Here is a 15,979-nt window from a genome sequence, read left to right as displayed (position 1 = left end):
GAATACTTAAGATAAATACGCGATTCAGGCTGTCTTGGTGAATTGCCAGTGATCAGCAGTTCATTCTAACAAAGACCGAAATTGGGGAAAAATTTAACACAAATATTTCAATGCCATGATATTAGTTGAATGGAATGTATAGTTGGCGGCGCTGCCTGCCGGATTCGTTATGCTGCAGAATTGGGAGGTTCTTATGCTTCGAAATTACGCGTGTTTGGTTGCTATGGTTTTTGGCCCGGCGAGTGTTCTTGCCGACGCTGTTCCCAGTAAAGAAGCGGCAGAAGGTACCTTTGCCGAGCGGCCATTTTCTCCTTATGCCAATCGAACTTTTCCAGAGCGTCCGCTTTGGGGTGACACGCATTTGCACACCGGTCTTTCGCTGGATGCCGGAGCTTTTGGCAACACGCTACTACCAGACGAAGCATGGCGTTTCGCCAAAGGGGAGCAGGTTATTTCATCGACTGGGCAACCCGTAAGGTTGGCACGGCCGCTTGATTGGATGGTTCTGACAGATCATACGGACTTGATGGGATTTGCGCCCGATCTTCAGGCTGGCAAACCTGGCGTCATTTCAGACCCGAAAGGTTTAGAATGGTACGAGGGATACAAAGCAGGCGGTGAAGAAGCTGGGAAAACAGCTTTCGACATAATCACAAACTTTTCTCAGATGACCTTGCCCGAGATTTTGTTGGAGTCATACAGCCCAGGAGCGGACGCTTTTGCGTTTACTTGGGAACATATTGTATTGGCCGCAGAGCGGCACAATGACCCCGGTAATTTTACGGCGTTCATAGGCTTTGAATGGACGTCGGTGCCGAAAGGTTTCAACCTACACAGAAACGTCATGCTTCGCGACGGACCGATCCGCGCCTTGCAAGTCGTCCCGCCGGTCACACAACCTCCGTACGGAGATACCGACCCAAAGGCGCTCTATGCGTGGTTGGAGGAGTATGAGGCCAAAACCGGTGGCCGGGCGGTTGCCTTTGCCCATAACGGCAACCTGTCCAACGGTTGGATGTTCCCTACGGAGGATACCTATCACGGCGGCAAGGTCGACGAGGAATACGTACAGAACCGCGCAAGATGGGAGCCTCACTACGAGGTAACGCAAATTAAGGGAGACGGAGAGGCACACCCGTACCTTAGCCCTGATGACCCGTTTGCCGATTATGAAAATTGGGATGTCGGAAACCTCGATATCACTGAGTTGAAAACCGAAGACATGCTGGCCGGCGAATATGCCCGTGAAGCATTGAAGCGTGGCCTTATGCTTGAAGAAAAATTTGGGGTGAACCCTTATAAATTCGGGATGGGTGGCGCGACCGACAGCCATACTTCCTTGGCTACCGCAGAAGAAGATAACTTCTATGGAAAATCTGTAAGCGTTGAACCTTCACCCACAAGGATTCAGCATCCGTTTATTGCCAATGATCTTGGGGAGATACCAGGAGACCTGCTTGTCGCCTCAGGTTACACGGCAGTATGGGCCACCGAGAACACACGCTCGGCCATATTCGATGCTTTCAAGCGTCGGGAAACCTATGCCACGACTGGCCCAAGAATTGGCCTGCGCTTTTTTGGTGGTTGGGAATTTGATGAAGGCGACCTAGAGACCCGCTTCCTGGCAGACGTTGGCTATACCAAGGGCGTGCCAATGGGCAGCGACCTGCGCCCGCGTGAAGGTGACGGCGCGCCAAAGTTCCTGATTGGTGCCTTGCGCGATCCTATCGGTGCAAATCTGGATCGGGTGCAGGTCGTCAAAGGATGGTTGGATGCCGAAGGTGAGTTACAAGAAAAGGTGTATAATGTCGCATGGTCGGACGACCGTCCTTTGGATTCCGAAGGTAACCTGCCCGATGTCGGCAACACTGTGGATATAGAAACTGCCAGTTGGAGCAATACAATAGGCGCGTCAGAACTTATTACTGTATGGACTGACCCAGAATTCGATCCTGCTGAGCGTGCCTTCTACTATGCACGGGCCTTGGAAATTCCGACGCCTCGTTGGGTCCTTTATGACAAACTCCGGTTTGGGATTGACCTGCCCGAAGACGCGCTGCTAACGCATCAGGAAAGGGCATACTCCTCTCCGATCTGGTACACCCCCAGCGAGTGAATGGATAATTGTGAATGTTGTAATCACGGGATGAACGATTTCGTCCCGCGATTTCTTTTGCCAAGTCGGAGAAAATGTAAAATTGCGTTAGTCGTTTGACATGTCGAACAGCTCGCATCAACGTTCGGGCGTCGAATTATCGACTAGCTGGGGATATTCATGCGTGTAATTAAAGAGCCTTTATTCCATTTCATTCTTATTGGCATTGCCATCTTTGGTTGGTTTAACTGGGTATCGCCTCAAAGTGAGGGCGATGATAATGGTGAGAAGATCGCAATCAATGAAGTCGATGTGGACTTATTGAGCACTCGGTTTGAAGCCAGTTGGAAGCGAGCACCAAGCGAAGCTGAACTAGAAGCACTGATCGATGCTTTGGTTCGAGAAGAAGTATTGGTCCGAGAAGCGCGCAAGCTTGGCCTGGACAAGGGCGATCAAGTGATCCGGGCAAGGCTTGCTCAAAAGATGGAGTTTCTGACCACGGCCATAGCCTCGTCGGTGGATCCGGACGAGGCCGAGTTGCAAGCTTATCTGGAAGATAATGCCGAGCGTTTCATGACGCCATCTCTTGTCGCCTTTGATCAGGTTTTTCTAGGAGAAACCGCTGAACCCAGCGAGGTGGCAGAGGTACTGTCTGCACTGAATTCTGGGGAAGACTGGTCACAACTTGGAGTTCCGTCGCTGTTGCTCCAAACAATGCCTCTATCCGCGTTAAGTGTTGTAGACTCGGCATTTGGCCGCGGGTTCTCGGGAAACCTGACAGACTTGGAAATGTCGATTTGGTCTGGTCCGATACAATCAGGTTACGGACAGCATCTTGTTCGAGTCACAGGCATTCAGGCCGGAGGCTTACCGTCGCTGGATGACATTCGTGAAGCAGTATTGTCGGAGTGGCGCCGTGAAACCGGTGACGATTTGGCACAAGCGCAGTATGAAATTCTGGCTGCTCAGTACGAAATCCAGACGCCCACTGGCGAAGGTGATGATCAGTGAGGTTTGTACTGGGTTTTCTTCTTGCGTTGTTGTTTTTCTGGACTCCGCAAACGGTACGCTCCCATGCGCTTGATCCAGGGTATTTGGATCTCCAACAATTGGCAGAGGGCACCTGGCAGGTCCTGTGGCGTGTTCCAGACGTTAATGGCAGGCCAATGGAAATCGGCGTTGTTTTGCCCAATCAGTGCGCTCCTGCACGCGGCCCGCAACCTGCGTCAGACAGTGTTGCATGGGTGTCCAGGTGGGTCGCTGAATGCGAAACTGAGATTGCTGGACAAACGGTGGCCATAGAAGGCTTGGAGAAGCAGCGAAACGATGTGCTTTTGCGTATCCAACCATTGGAATCCGAACCAGTCACACTGCGTTTTACTCCCGAAATGACGGTTCTGACAGTTCCTGAACGTCCTTCGATCTGGTCGGTCTTCACCAGTTATTTTCAACTGGGTTTCGAGCATATCTTGGAAGGTTGGGACCATTTATTGTTTGTATTTGCCTTATTCATACTTGTCCGAGATCCTTGGCGGCTTGTGGGCGCGATCACAGCGTTCACAATTGCCCACTCGATAACTCTGGCCCTTGCGACCCTCGGGGTTTTAAAAGTTCCAGCCGCCCCGGTGGAAGCTGTTATAGCCTTGTCGATTGTATTTTTGGCTCTGGAAATACTGAGGCATAAGGAAGGTCAAATCAGGTTGTCCGAGCAGTATCCCTGGATAGTTTGCTTTTGCTTCGGACTTCTGCACGGGCTTGGATTTGCCGGCGCGTTAAGTGAAATCGGACTACCTTCGCAAGACATTCCTGCCGCGCTGTTTGCGTTCAATGTAGGTGTCGAGGCTGGCCAGCTCGCCTTTATTGCTGCAGTTTCGTCAGCGCTCGCGGTATGGCGACTAATCGCGCCCTCCGGATTCCCAAGAATCTATGCCAATGCCACCCCAGTGATCGGCTATGCGATTGGTTGCGTATCTGTTTTCTGGCTTGTCGAACGTGTCAACGGATTTTAGCGTAATAACTGAATTATTGCATGATCCGTCAGTTCAATAACCGCTGTTTCTCCAAACACTACAAGTCTTTACCTCTTAACGGAAAAACCTTATCGGGTGTTAGGCATTGACCTAAGATATACTTTACCAACTCGCCAATCTGGGGGGCTTCTGATTTTCGAGGACCTGCGATATTCAAAACCGACACGGGCGTGGACAACAACCAACTTCGTATAGCCCGCGCACATTTCTCCACGCCATCTCTGACATCAACTACCAAGTGCGACTTTCCCAACTCTCGTGCGAAAACGATAGTTTTATCAGTTCCTGGACTGGTTGATCCATCTATGAATACAAGGGTTGCGTCACTGGTTGCCACATTTAGCCGGGTCCTTTCGATCACATCGTCTGTATCCGTCTCCTTCAGCCCGGGGATGTAGTCGGGAATTTTTCCAGCCTCATTTGTCCGGCCATTTGGAACCCAGCCTTCGCACGGAATTGAGTGCTCAACGGCGAATTCCAACGCGGACATGTCAACACCGGTTTGTCCACCAGACACGATTTTCACAGGGGATCACCCAAAACCAAATGCGGTACGAATAGTTACAGTAAATTTAATCGTTCGCACGCCCGAGAGCAAACGCTAGAACCAGATCGCGGTATGTAAAAGTAATCCCGGTTTTCCAACGCTTAACTGTAGATTGGAAGCAGGTCACCCTCGGCGAGCTGAAACCCGCCCGCGGCGACTTCGCGCCACGAGCGGGAAAAGATTAGGCGAATGCGACTCCATTTTCATTCATTGGCAGTTCGGACACGCGCAAATCCAGCTGAGCGATGGCATTGGCCAGCGCCGGGGCAGAAGGCGGTGTACCCGGTTCACCGATACCCGTCGGGGCCTCTGTTGACGAGATGATATGCGTTTCGATCGACTTGATGTCTGAAATGCGAAGCGGTTCGTAGTCAGGAAAATTAGACTGCTCAACCGAGCCTTGGTCCAAGGTTATCTGATCGCGCATTGCATGTCCGATGCCATAGCCAATGCCACCCTCGACCTGGGCTTTGATCACGTCCGGGTTGACTGCAATACCGCAATCAACCGCGGCAGTTACTTTTTCAATCTGAATTCCATCGTCCAGATTGCCGGATATTTCGACGACTTCGGCCACGTAGGAACCGAATGACTTATGAACAGCTATGCCTTGGACATTGCCATCGGCGAGCTTACCCCAATTTCCTTTCTCGGCCGCAAGTCTTAGCACCGCGGCTTTGCGTTGCTGATCCTTTCCGCCCGCAAGATAGCCCAATCGGAATACCACAGGATCAATGCCAGCGGCTTTGGCTGCCATATCCATCATAACCTCCATTACATATCCGGTGTGTGTATGCCCGACCGAGCGCCACCAAAGAACCGAGGTGGCTTTTTCCGTATCCGTCAGGCCGATTGCCATACTGGGAATGATATAAGGATTTTCCGTTACTCCCTCGACAGTCGAATGGTCGACTCCGTCCCGAACGGCGAACGCCTCGAACGCGGTACCTTTCATGATGGATTGACCTGCAACTTGGTGCTCCCAGCCGACAATTTTTCCGTCAGCGTCCATTCCGACGCGGACTTTGTGACCGACGGCGGGTCGGTAATACCCGCCTCGGATGTCGTCTTCGCGGTCCCAGACCAGTTTAACTGGGCGCGACCGGTCCGTCATTGAAAAGGCCAAAGCCGCCTCGACTTGGTAATCGGCGTCCGGAGTTGCACGACGCCCGAAAGAGCCGCCAGCCAGCATAGTCTTGATATGAATCTTTTCAGCTGGAAGGCCGAAAATCTGCTGGTAGGCCATGTGTGGACCGGTTGGCATCTGTGCGCCGTCATGCAAAACGATGTCGCCATCAGCAGTTTGCTCGATCGTGCAATTTATTGGTTCCATCGGGGCGTGGGCCAACAACGGAAAATAGAATGTCTTTTCAACGATGGTCGCAGCCCCTTCAACTGCTGCTGTGACAGCGGATTGATCGGCTTTGTTCACGTTGTAAACAGGTGCATTGTCCAACGCAGCCAAGATCTCATCCCGGATTTCTTGCGAGGACCGTGTCTCCGCCGCAGACATGTCCCAGTCAACATTCAGCGCTTCGCGGGCTTGCATCGCGGCCCATGTATTTTCTGCGTACACGGCAACACCATGCTTCGTAGGTAGAGTTTGGGCCATAATGAAACCCTTAACGTCCCTTGAACCGGTGTCATCGAAGCCAATGACTTTTCCACCTTGCTGTGGCGTACGTTTGACCATGACAACCATCTGATTGTCCAGTTGCACGTCCATGGCGAATTTCGCTGTGCCGTTTACCTTGATCGGGCTGTCTTTTCGGCGTGTCGCCTCGTTGCCAATAATTTTCCATTCGGACGGATCGCGCAGACGTGGGCTTTCCGATGGTGCCAGAGCGCTTGCGGCGGCCACAAATTCTCCTAACGGCGCTGAGTTGGACGACCCGCTGATCACTCCGCCCTGAATATCCAGTGCCGTGGTTTCGACGCCCCAAGCTTCCGCTGCGGCTCTGATCAATACTTCGCGTGCCCCGGCGCCAGCTGTTCGGTATTGTACCCAAGAGTTTGAAATGGCCGTAGAGCCGCCAGTTCCCTGAAATGGTCCAAAAAGTGTATTGTTGTAGACGTTGGGATCTGAAGGTGCGAACTCGTAATCGATCTGATCCATTCTGACCCCCAGCTCTTCGGCGATCAATGAGGTAAGACCTGTAGCTGGTCCCTGACCTTTTTCGAAGTGTTTGACAATCGCAACGACGTTGCCGTTGCTGTCGATCTTTACGAAAGGATTCAACATCGCATCGGCCGAGCTAGACGCGGCCATTGTACCATTTGCGCTTGTTCCGACATACAGAACAGCACCTGCGGCGGCGGCTGTTTGTAGGAAACCACGGCGGGAAAGTTTGACGGTCATAGTTGTTAGGCCTCCAGAATTTCGGATGCGCGCAAAACCCCGGCGCGGATTCGTTGGTAAGTCGCGCACCGGCAGGCATTGCCATACATGTACTCATCGACTTCTTCTGCCGTGGGCTTGGCGTTTTCGCGCAGCAGCCCAACTGCGTTCATGATCTGACCTGACTGGCAATATCCACATTGAACCACATCCAGTTCTATCCATGCCTGTTGAACTGCGGCCCCGATTTTGTCCTGATCCATTACCTCGATCGTCGTGATTTCCGCGTCTTCAACGTCTTCAATGTAGGTCTGGCACGAACGCACGGGCTCGCCATTCAAGTGAACAGTGCAAGCGCCACATGATGCGACGCCACATCCGAATTTGGTTCCCGTCAATTTTAACTCGTCCCGGATAACCCACAGCAGTGGTGTGCCGGGCTCCGCCTCGACGGAATGTGATTGACCATTTAATTTAAGCGTTAATGCCATGGCTTTTGGGGCCTCCCTATTGGCTGTTGCTTATTCAAACTTCTCGAATTTAGCGAAGGTATCTGCATAATCCGGATGCCATCGGGACAGGGCAGGGCGGTTTTCGATAATGTCACCCAATGCCCAGGTTACCCGGCGCTTGTCGCGTTCAGGCGGCACGTCATTGTCAGGGCAGAGGATATAAAAATCCCCTTTCGATATGCGCGTAATCAGGTGGTCGACAGTTTGTTCCGATGTCCAAGCGGCAGCGGGTTTGTCGGGGATATGGCGCGCAATCATTCCGGTATATGTAAAGCCCGGAACGAAGAGATGGGCCGAGATTGGTGCTTTTTCCTGACGTAGATCGTGCGCAAGCATCTCGGTCAGAACTTTGACACCTGCTTTTGAAACATTGTAGGCGGGGTTGCCTGGTGGCGTGGTGATCCCCTGTTTTGAGCCGGTGTTGATGACAACGGCGGGGCGATCTGCGGCGATCATGCGCGGTAAAAAGGCTTGAACACCGTTGATCACCCCAAAAAGGTTCACTTCAATGATGTCGCGCCAGGCGTCAGGCTTTTCCCAACTGCCGCTGGGACGTGCTATCCCAGCATTGTTCATAAGCACGGCCACTTCACCGGCCGCGAATGTTGCATCGGCCAGGGCCTGCACCGCCTCGGCATCGCTTACATCGGTAGGAACAGTAAAAACCTGAGCGTTGTTTTGCAGATGGCCACGAACTTGCTCCTGTGCCTGATCCAAAGTCTCACCTGGCAAGTCGGCTAGCATGACACTGAGCCCCGCTTGGGCAAAGCGTTCAGCAGCGGCAAGTCCGACACCGCTTGCTCCACCTGTTACAACTGCAATGCCGCCTTGTTCTATCGATTCAAAATACATTTCCGTGCCTCCCGATCTGAATCTAGAGCCCCAGATTTTGCTTCAAGGCTCCGATAAAAGTCGCGTCGTCCTGAGTTTTTCGAGTGTCCAGCAATTCCTCTGCGTCCTGTCCAGCGCGGTATCGCAGTTGAGAACTGCCGTCAGTCACGGCGTCCCAGATAACCTCTGCCACGACAATGGGTTCAGATGCGGATTGTGCTTGAGACCAAGCACCGAACAGCGCTTGTACAACAGGTTGATATTCCGTCATGGTCTCGTCGTTCACCATATCGAACGAACGGCCGCCGAAATCAGTTTTGATCATTCCGGGTTCGACGATCTTGACCTTTATTCCCGCAGCTTCGAGTTCGAAATGCAGCGCCTCTGAAATTCCTTCGACGGCGAATTTTGTTCCATGGTAAAGCGTTCCCAGCGGAAAAGTCATCTGTCCGCCAATCGAGGAAATATTAACGATCGTCCCAGTGCCCTGCCGACGCATATGCGGCAAAACTGCCTTGGTCGTTTCTAAAAGGCCGATCACATTTGTGTCGAATTGTCGGCGAATGCGGTCCATGGGAAACGCTTCCAACGGACCATATGCGCCGTAACCTGCATTATTGAGTAAAACGTCAATTTTTTCGAAAGCTTCAAGGCCCGCAGATACAGCGGATTGAATCGAAACTGGATCTGTTACATCCAAGCGGGTCACCATAACGTTATTCATGCCAACCAAGTCTTGCTCTTTTTCAGGGCTGCGCATTGTGGCAATCACGTTCCAGCCTTTTGAGGCGAACAACCTTGCTGTCTCTTTTCCGATGCCTGAAGAAGCACCTGTGATCATTATTGTCTGCGACATGAGATAAATCCTGATTGAGCTATGAAACAAAACTAGTGTCATTGCCCACAAGGTCGCTGCCTTATCCTCCAAATGATCTGCCTAATTCTCCGACCATTTGGTGTTTGCTGTTCACGAAACGCCTATTGCGCCTATATTTCTAAGGAACAGGAGGCCTGCCATGGTATCGAAAAATCTGGTCTACGATGTTTTTAACCTTGTGAAAGCCAAGGGTGCGCTGGGCGTAGGCTGTGAAACTGGCGTGGACGGCTTTTACGCCTTTGGCAGCCTTGAGACTACGGAATGTGCGGCCGGTTTTTATGAACCGATTATGTGCTTGGTCCTGCAAGGCGCTAAAGAGGCCTACATCGGTGGACGCGTCGTGCGATATGCCGCAGGCGATACTTTGATTGTCAGCCACGCGGTGCCTGTCGACGCAGCAATAATTCAAGCCAGCCCTGACGAGCCTTATACAGCGCTTGCACTGAAATTGGATTTGGCGCTGGCGCGCAGTCTTTACGACGAGATTGGAGAAGTCATTGAGAACGAAAGCGACGCCCGTACGCTGGATGCAGACGTTTCGGAAGAAGCTGTAGTGGATGCCGTTGCACGACTGTTCCGCTTGGCTCAGGATCCAGTCGAGGCACGGGCGTTGGCACCATTGGTTCTGAAAGAGATTCACTTTCGTCTGTTGCGGGCACGTCATGGAGCGATGCTGCGAAAACTTTTGCGGCATGAAAGCCCGGCGAGCAGGATTTCGAAAACCATCGCGTTCATTCGTGACAATTACAAAGCCACCATCCCGGTGGCTGACTTGGCAGCCGAGTCAGGTATGAGCCTGTCCGCGTTTCATGAACACTTCAAAAGCGTCACGTCGACATCCCCGCTTCAATACCAAAAAGAACTTAGATTGCTTGAAGCACGCCGTCTGCTTTTGTCTGGACATGTATCGGTCGCATCCGCTGCATACGACGTTGGATACGAAAGCCCCACTCAATTCAGCAGAGAGTTTTCTCGCAAATTTGGATTGTCTCCCAGCGAGCAAAAATCAGGAGCGACCCTGCTGGCTGGATAAAACCGAGTTTGGCAGCGACCTTGTCGTGTCTAAACGCAAATGGCTACAGATCGCTTTAGCGTTGAACGATATTGAAAAATCCGGCAACCGTGCTTTCCATCGCGCGGTATGTCGCATGTATGACATCTTAAACTGCTGCTCTGGTTACAAATATGTTTGATATGCAGGCATATGGAGAGTTCGGGTATCATGTCTGATAAGAAACCTAAATTTGCCACTTTTTTCAGGTGCCGGCCCCGCGGTTTGGTAGTCTGCAATGATCGTGCAAACAAGTTTTCGAACCACATTAAGACTTGCTCCGGCGCAATCCTGCGTCGCACACATATTACCGGAGTCAATTCATGACCCATGTTTTGACCTTGAATGCGGGGTCCTCGTCGCTGAAATTCGGCTTGTTTGCTTTAGGGGCAAGTGATCCTTCAGCAGTCAGTACCGGGTTGGTGGAAGAGATTGGAAGCGATTGCGCGCGCATTCATGCGAGTTCTGGCGACGGTGAAGTAATTGCGGACAATCGGCCAGAGCCGATTCAGGATGACGCAGTGGCCCTTGATCGGGTGCTTGCGCTATTAGGCCATCATTACCCAGATGTGCGAATCTCGGCAGTAGGTCACCGAATTGTACACGGCGGCCAAGATATAGTTTCACCACAGCCGTTGAGCGAGGAGGTATTAAAGAAGCTTGAACGGTTATCACCGCTTGCACCTTTGCACCAACCGCAAAACTTGTTGGTTGCACGGATTGCGATGGCGCGGTTTCCGAAGGCGCTGCAAATAGCATGTTTTGACACCGCATTTCATCGTCATCACCCTTGGGTAAATGATGTCTTTGCCTTACCAAGAGAATACTACGACAAAGGCGTGCGCCGGTACGGTTTTCACGGGCTGAGTTATGAATACATCTCTGACCATCTACGAAGAACTGCACCATTATTTCATGCTGGCCGGGTCATCGTAGCGCATCTGGGAAACGGCGCGTCAATGTGTGCAATGGTCAGTGGCAGATCCGTTGGGTCGACGATGGGATTTTCGGCCCTTGATGGGCTGCCAATGGGTACACGTTGCGGACAGCTTGATCCAGGAGTCTTACTTTACCTGATGGAACAAGAGGGTATGAGCGCCAGCGAAATAGCGGACCTACTTTATAAACATTCGGGTCTGTTGGGTTTGTCCGGCCTGTCCCACGATATGCGCACACTTGAAAAGGCCGACACCCCTGAAACCCGACAAGCAATTAGTTATTTCACCTTTCGTATTCGCCGCGAGTTAGGCGCATTGGCAGCGGTTCTTGGCGGATTGGATACTGTGGTATTTACGGGTGGAATTGGCGAAAACTCTCGTCTTATCCGAGACCGGGTATGCGGTGACATGGGGTGGCTGGGCATCGAGCTGGATCACGATGCGAATGCCGACAACAACCGCATCATCTCGACCGATTTGTCGCGGGTTTCGGTCATGGTTATCCCAACCAACGAGGAGCTAGTCATTGCCCGCGCAGCGGCACTGCATCTGGCATCGGAAGCTACTAAGGTTCATGACAGATCGTAGGGCTAAGCGACCTGATGAAGCCTAATTCATGACAGCCTCTTTCTCTGCGCGTCTCTGATCAAGGCTGCGAGACGATAGAAACCGTGCGCCATCTTGGTATAGGGCGTCAACAGAAAGAAGGTCAGGACAGATCCCAGATGGATGGCCAGCAATGCGGGCATAAAAGAGGTCGAACCAAGAGCATAAAGGACAAGTCCGCTCAAACCTACAAACCCAAGTAGCAGGATAAAACCGAATTCGCCTCCCCACGCCGAAGGGTCGCCCAGTTCGCGGTCGGACTTTTGCTTCAGAAACGCCATCGCCCCACAACCCACGGTCAGCAATAACCCACCGGAAATCCCGAATAATTTAGGCAATGACCAGAACCCATAGGGTGCGTGCATTCCCAAACCGTAATGCATAATTGTCGCCGCCGAAGTCGACGCAAAACACAACAGGAAACCGTACATGATGGATTGGTGAATGTGACGACGCGCCTGGCTAAATCGGTCTTCGTCCTCGAAATTGCAGCCGTCACCATGACCAGCGGCGAGATCTTGCATCTGACCAACGCGTTTCAAAGCAGCCGTCACGTCAGAAAATTGGATGGGTTTTCCACTGACCTCGGTCCAATACCGCTTAAGGCTTAGGCCAACGCTGATCAATGGAAGAAGGAATGCAGGAGCAAAAATCGCCACCATCGCGTTATGGGAAAGAACGGCATAAAAGCCGTCCCCATCGCTAGATCCAATTGCACGAGCTGCCCAGAACAAAAGGGCAAATCCGACTACTAGCGCCAGCGCGATGGCCCCTCCATCAGTGTGAAAACGACGCGCCAGTGGTTGCGGCCAAGCAAAACTTTCCCAACTGTCGCGTCGCACCTCAGCAAGTGCTTTTGGCAAGTTCAGATCGAATTCATGCGGGGCGGTATACTGACACGCATAATAACAGCCCCGGCAGTTGTGACAAAGATTTGCAAGCTGAGTTATGTCGCCAATCGAAAATGCCCGTTCCGAATGAAGGGACGGAAATACCGAGCAATAACCCTCGCAATAGCGGCACGCATTGCAGATTTCAGCCTGACGGCGGGCTTCTTGAATTAATTCAGTTTGCATAAGCAGCGGCCTCACGTCCTGCAATCCGTCCAAAAACGGTTCCAATTGTCATCCCGAACCCTGCAAGATACCCTTGGCCTAAGATCGATCCCGCCATGGTTTCTCCGGCCGCCCATAGGTTTTGGATTTTTCCCGAGGATGTCGAACACTGTGCGTTGTCGTTCACTTTCAACCCCAAATAGGTGAAAGTTACGCCTGTACGTAAGGTATAACCGTAGTAAGGCGGCTTGGAGATCGGTCTCGCCCAGTTGGTTTTGGGCGGCGTCAGGCCAGAGGTACTGACACCGTCCAATTCGGTTGGATGAAACCCGCTTGTATCGCCGCAGGAGGCATTGAATTCGGTGACTGTCGCGATCAGCTTTTCGGCCGGCAGACCCATCAAGTTTGCTAGGTCTTCAAGCGAATCCGCCTTCAATGGTGGAAAGACTGACGGCATGAACAAGTCCAGCGATTTTGCGTCGATGATCACGTATCCCACCTGGTCTGGTTGGGCCGCCACCAGCCGACCCCATATGGCATAACGTTTGGGCCAGACATCCTCGCCTTCGTCGTAGAATCTTTCGGCATTCTTGTTCACGACGATTGAAAACGGCACACAGTCCAAACGCGTGACGATGCCACCGTCGAACTTTGGCGCGCGGCCGTCGATTGCAACGGCATGGCATTGTGTGGGATCTCCTACGCTTTCGACGCCTTGATCCAGCAGGTCGGCCAACACTACACCTCGGTTATAAGGCGTCCCCCGGATCAAAAAATTCTTTGCAGGCTCACCCCACGCCCGGGTTAACCAGTCAGTGTCGGCCTGAAACCCGCCTGAGGCAACGATTACTGCCTTTGGTGCGATCCGGTGGGATTGTCCTTTGTAAGTGTAGCCCACCCATTCAACTCGATCATCGTTCAGTTCCAAATGCGTGACGGCGGCTTCATACAGCACCTCGACGCCCAATCTCTCAGCCGTTCGGTAATATGCGTTAACCAGTGATTTCCCACCGCCCATGAAAAAGGCATTGGTTCGCGCCAATGACAGAGTGCCGGACAGCGACGGCTGGAAACGCACCCCATGTTGTTCCATCCAAGGCAGGCATTCCTCAGATGAGCGGATTGCCATTCGTGCCAGATTTTCGTCGGTTTTACCGCCAGTAACCTTCATAAGATCGGACAAGTATTCTTCTTCGCTGTATTCTTCGATCAGTGGTCCCAAAGGTCCGGTATGCTTGCAACGAAAGTTTCTGGTGTGCCGGGAGTTTCCTCCGCGATAGGGTTTGGGCGCGGTTTCGAGTATCAGAACCTTAGCGCCTGCTTCAGCCGCTGTAATGGCAGCGCAAAGCGCTGCGTTGCCGCCCCCTATGACCGCGATGTCGTGTGTCGCCGTTTGATTGGCCGCATCCGTTGTTTTCATCAATCTTGTTCCGCGTTGCGATTGCGTTTTTGCAAAGCGCGAATCCTGATACGCTGTGCTGTCTGGATGTGGGCGCGCATTTCCGCCTCGGCTGCCGCGCCGTCCCGTTCCAACAGTGCTGACATTACCCGCCGATGTTCGGTTACAGCTTCTTCGGCGCGTTCGCTGTCCAGCAGTTGCGAGGGCCCAAGGATCAACAGCGCTTTTTGTAAGGACAGCATTGACTTGGACAAGAACCGGTTTTTGGCTGCATCCAGAAGTGTATCGTGGAAAACTCGGTTGATACGAGTGGCTTCCGGACCTGTTCCTGCCTGGGCCAATTGTTCGTTCAAATGCGCAAGCTCGCTCATCTCAACTTCTGACGCTGCCCGGGCAGCGAGCCGTGCAGCGGTACCTTCAAGCACCGCGCGCATTTCATACAATTCCATTACTTCGGCATATTCGAGCTTGCGGACCGTCGCGCCCAGCCTTGGAATGTGGGAAACGAGCCCATCTGCCTCAAGATTTCGGATCGCTTCGCGAACGGGGGTCCTGCTCACGCCTATCCGATTGGATAGTTCAACTTCTCGCAATCGGTCACCCGGCAGAAGAGCGCCGTTTCGAATCTCATCCAGTAACCGCTGATAGGCGGAACTGCCCTGCGGGCCTGAGGAAAGCGAGTCGTCTTGATTGGTCACCGATAATAATCCTCTATGCATCCGGTTGCATACATTTGTATTCAAAATTTGTCAACAAGCCCAAACCTGTTGGTTTTCGGGGGGTATTCAAAGGCGAGATTGACCAACTCAAAAGCCGCGAACTTACGGTAGTTACGGGCTTTCGCTACAGTAGATTTGCCGGGAGGCAACTTCCTTGACCGGGGTCACCTGAGCGCCGGGGTCGACATCAGTCCAGAAATACGGGCACGTGTTTTGGTCTCAAACCAAGCGCCTCGGCCACGCGCCGTTTCAGGCTGCGCTGCGGCGCGATATCTTGGTTCATATCGAACACGAGACCGTTCAATTCGGGGTTTCGCAGCAAGGCGAGTTCAACTCCCCAGACTGCAGCCTGCTTGGGGTCAAGGCCCTCGGGTCTGCCCATTTTTGTATCGAGCATTCCCGGGACCCAGTCATTTATTATTATGTTTGGAAATCGCTTACCGACGTCTGCGACCAATGCGGCAGAAAACAACCTGAGTGCACCTTTCGAAACGCTGTAACCGGTACTTCCCGGCAAAGGGGCCTGATCAGCAAAGCTGCCGACGTTTATTATTCTGCCCTGGCCATTTCTGATCATGCGCTGCAAGGCAAGATGAGAATATGAAACGGCACCGCCAAAATTCGTCTTTATTTCCCTCTCAAAAAAATCCAGCGACGCAGTCGCAAAATCATAGCGATCATAGACACTTGCGTTGTTGATTAGGATTAGATGGCTGAATTCAAGTTGATCTAGTTGATGAAACACGCGTTCTGCCGCAACGTGGTCCGACACGTCTGCAGCAATGGAGATAATATTTTCTGGGTGCTTACATGTTTCTTTAGTGCCAAGAATCGAGTCATTGAGTCTTGCTACACCGACAGCACGAATGCCACGCTCGGCAAACTGGTGACACAGCGCGCGCCCAAGGCCCGAGCCGGCTCCTGTCACAATCGCAAGCGTATCATCAAATTTTGCGGCCATTCGGTCTCCTTGATCTGTCA

At 52.4% G+C, this 15,979-nt stretch carries 14 protein-coding genes; 5 read left to right on the top strand and 9 right to left on the bottom strand.

Annotated elements, in window-relative coordinates:
- The first annotated feature begins 193 nt into the window (after positions 1 to 193).
- The 3 genes from AC2FNV_RS14645 to AC2FNV_RS14635 all read left to right on the top strand — a co-directional run bounded on the left by AC2FNV_RS14645 (position 194) and on the right by AC2FNV_RS14635 (position 4,104).
- Positions 194 to 2,116, top strand: coding sequence for a DUF3604 domain-containing protein (locus AC2FNV_RS14645; RefSeq protein ID WP_170604411.1), 1,923 nt, complete (start codon positions 194 to 196; stop codon positions 2,114 to 2,116).
- 159 nt (positions 2,117 to 2,275) lie between these two features.
- The gene (locus AC2FNV_RS14640) at positions 2,276 to 3,106 is read left to right on the top strand and encodes a peptidylprolyl isomerase (protein WP_170604413.1); all 831 of its coding nucleotides are present in this window, start codon (positions 2,276 to 2,278) and stop codon (positions 3,104 to 3,106) included.
- Complete coding sequence (locus AC2FNV_RS14635; RefSeq protein ID WP_367648111.1) at positions 3,103 to 4,104, top strand: HupE/UreJ family protein; 1,002 nt, start codon at positions 3,103 to 3,105, stop codon at positions 4,102 to 4,104. Before AC2FNV_RS14640 ends, AC2FNV_RS14635 begins: the two co-directional genes overlap by 4 nt.
- A 58-nt stretch (positions 4,105 to 4,162) precedes the next feature.
- Here the strand turns inward: AC2FNV_RS14635 and AC2FNV_RS14630 are convergent, their stop codons facing one another.
- From AC2FNV_RS14630 to AC2FNV_RS14610, 5 genes are all read right to left on the bottom strand, one after another.
- A complete protein-coding gene (locus AC2FNV_RS14630) occupies positions 4,163 to 4,651 on the bottom strand; it encodes a putative molybdenum carrier protein (protein ID WP_170604415.1) in 489 nt (162 codons plus the stop codon).
- Positions 4,652 to 4,853: 202 nt separating this feature from the next.
- The gene (locus tag AC2FNV_RS14625) at positions 4,854 to 7,031 is read right to left on the bottom strand and encodes a xanthine dehydrogenase family protein molybdopterin-binding subunit (RefSeq protein WP_170604417.1); all 2,178 of its coding nucleotides are present in this window, start codon (positions 7,029 to 7,031) and stop codon (positions 4,854 to 4,856) included.
- A gap of 5 nt (positions 7,032 to 7,036) precedes the next feature.
- Positions 7,037 to 7,501 (bottom strand): (2Fe-2S)-binding protein, encoded by a 465-nt coding sequence (locus tag AC2FNV_RS14620; RefSeq protein ID WP_170482186.1) that lies wholly within the window; start codon positions 7,499 to 7,501, stop codon positions 7,037 to 7,039.
- 30 nt (positions 7,502 to 7,531) lie between these two features.
- On the bottom strand, positions 7,532 to 8,374 hold the full coding sequence (locus tag AC2FNV_RS14615) for an SDR family NAD(P)-dependent oxidoreductase (protein ID WP_170604419.1): 843 nt from the start codon (positions 8,372 to 8,374) through the stop codon (positions 7,532 to 7,534).
- Positions 8,375 to 8,396: 22 nt separating this feature from the next.
- Positions 8,397 to 9,209, bottom strand: coding sequence for an SDR family oxidoreductase (locus AC2FNV_RS14610; RefSeq protein WP_170604421.1), 813 nt, complete (start codon positions 9,207 to 9,209; stop codon positions 8,397 to 8,399).
- A 160-nt stretch (positions 9,210 to 9,369) separates the two neighbouring features.
- Here AC2FNV_RS14610 and AC2FNV_RS14605 point away from each other — a divergent pair, with 160 nt between their 5' ends.
- Positions 9,370 to 10,263 carry an AraC family transcriptional regulator gene (locus AC2FNV_RS14605; RefSeq protein ID WP_170604423.1) on the top strand — a complete coding sequence of 298 codons (894 nt, stop codon included), beginning with the start codon at positions 9,370 to 9,372 and terminating at the stop codon, positions 10,261 to 10,263.
- A 341-nt stretch (positions 10,264 to 10,604) separates the two neighbouring features.
- Positions 10,605 to 11,807 (top strand): acetate/propionate family kinase, encoded by a 1,203-nt coding sequence (locus AC2FNV_RS14600; RefSeq protein ID WP_170604425.1) that lies wholly within the window; start codon positions 10,605 to 10,607, stop codon positions 11,805 to 11,807.
- A gap of 26 nt (positions 11,808 to 11,833) precedes the next feature.
- On the opposite strand, the gene tcuB is transcribed toward AC2FNV_RS14600, so the two are convergent.
- From tcuB to AC2FNV_RS14580, 4 genes are all read right to left on the bottom strand, one after another.
- Entirely contained in the window at positions 11,834 to 12,901 is a 1,068-nt protein-coding gene (tcuB, locus tag AC2FNV_RS14595) for a tricarballylate utilization 4Fe-4S protein TcuB (RefSeq protein ID WP_496773710.1), read from the bottom strand.
- Entirely contained in the window at positions 12,891 to 14,300 is a 1,410-nt protein-coding gene (gene tcuA / locus AC2FNV_RS14590; protein WP_170604429.1) for an FAD-dependent tricarballylate dehydrogenase TcuA, read from the bottom strand. The genes tcuB and tcuA overlap by 11 nt, the downstream gene beginning before the upstream one ends.
- Entirely contained in the window at positions 14,300 to 14,977 is a 678-nt protein-coding gene (locus tag AC2FNV_RS14585; protein WP_170482207.1) for a GntR family transcriptional regulator, read from the bottom strand. Before AC2FNV_RS14585 ends, tcuA begins: the two co-directional genes overlap by 1 nt.
- A gap of 208 nt (positions 14,978 to 15,185) precedes the next feature.
- Positions 15,186 to 15,959 carry an SDR family oxidoreductase gene (locus AC2FNV_RS14580; protein ID WP_170610388.1) on the bottom strand — a complete coding sequence of 258 codons (774 nt, stop codon included), beginning with the start codon at positions 15,957 to 15,959 and terminating at the stop codon, positions 15,186 to 15,188.
- Positions 15,960 to 15,979 lie beyond the last annotated feature (20 nt).

The organism is Ruegeria sp. BHSA163 (genome assembly GCF_059613365.1).
The sequence above is the reverse complement of the archived record's forward strand: the minus strand, read 5'-3'. Positions and strand labels throughout refer to the sequence as shown.

Bases quoted from the DNA above. Each gene is read 5' to 3' on its own strand.
- AC2FNV_RS14645 (WP_170604411.1), top strand. From the start codon at position 194: ATGCTTCGAAATTACGCGTGTTTGGTTGCTATGGTTTTTGGCCCGGCG.
- AC2FNV_RS14640 (WP_170604413.1), top strand. From the start codon at position 2,276: ATGCGTGTAATTAAAGAGCCTTTATTCCATTTCATTCTTATTGGCATT.
- AC2FNV_RS14625 (WP_170604417.1), bottom strand. From the start codon at position 7,031: ATGACCGTCAAACTTTCCCGCCGTGGTTTCCTACAAACAGCCGCCGCC.
- AC2FNV_RS14620 (WP_170482186.1), bottom strand. From the start codon at position 7,501: ATGGCATTAACGCTTAAATTAAATGGTCAATCACATTCCGTCGAGGCG.
- AC2FNV_RS14615 (WP_170604419.1), bottom strand. From the start codon at position 8,374: ATGTATTTTGAATCGATAGAACAAGGCGGCATTGCAGTTGTAACAGGT.
- AC2FNV_RS14610 (WP_170604421.1), bottom strand. From the start codon at position 9,209: ATGTCGCAGACAATAATGATCACAGGTGCTTCTTCAGGCATCGGAAAA.
- AC2FNV_RS14605 (WP_170604423.1), top strand. From the start codon at position 9,370: ATGGTATCGAAAAATCTGGTCTACGATGTTTTTAACCTTGTGAAAGCC.
- AC2FNV_RS14600 (WP_170604425.1), top strand. From the start codon at position 10,605: ATGACCCATGTTTTGACCTTGAATGCGGGGTCCTCGTCGCTGAAATTC.
- tcuB (WP_496773710.1), bottom strand. From the start codon at position 12,901: ATGCAAACTGAATTAATTCAAGAAGCCCGCCGTCAGGCTGAAATCTGC.
- tcuA (WP_170604429.1), bottom strand. From the start codon at position 14,300: ATGAAAACAACGGATGCGGCCAATCAAACGGCGACACACGACATCGCG.
- AC2FNV_RS14580 (WP_170610388.1), bottom strand. From the start codon at position 15,959: ATGGCCGCAAAATTTGATGATACGCTTGCGATTGTGACAGGAGCCGGC.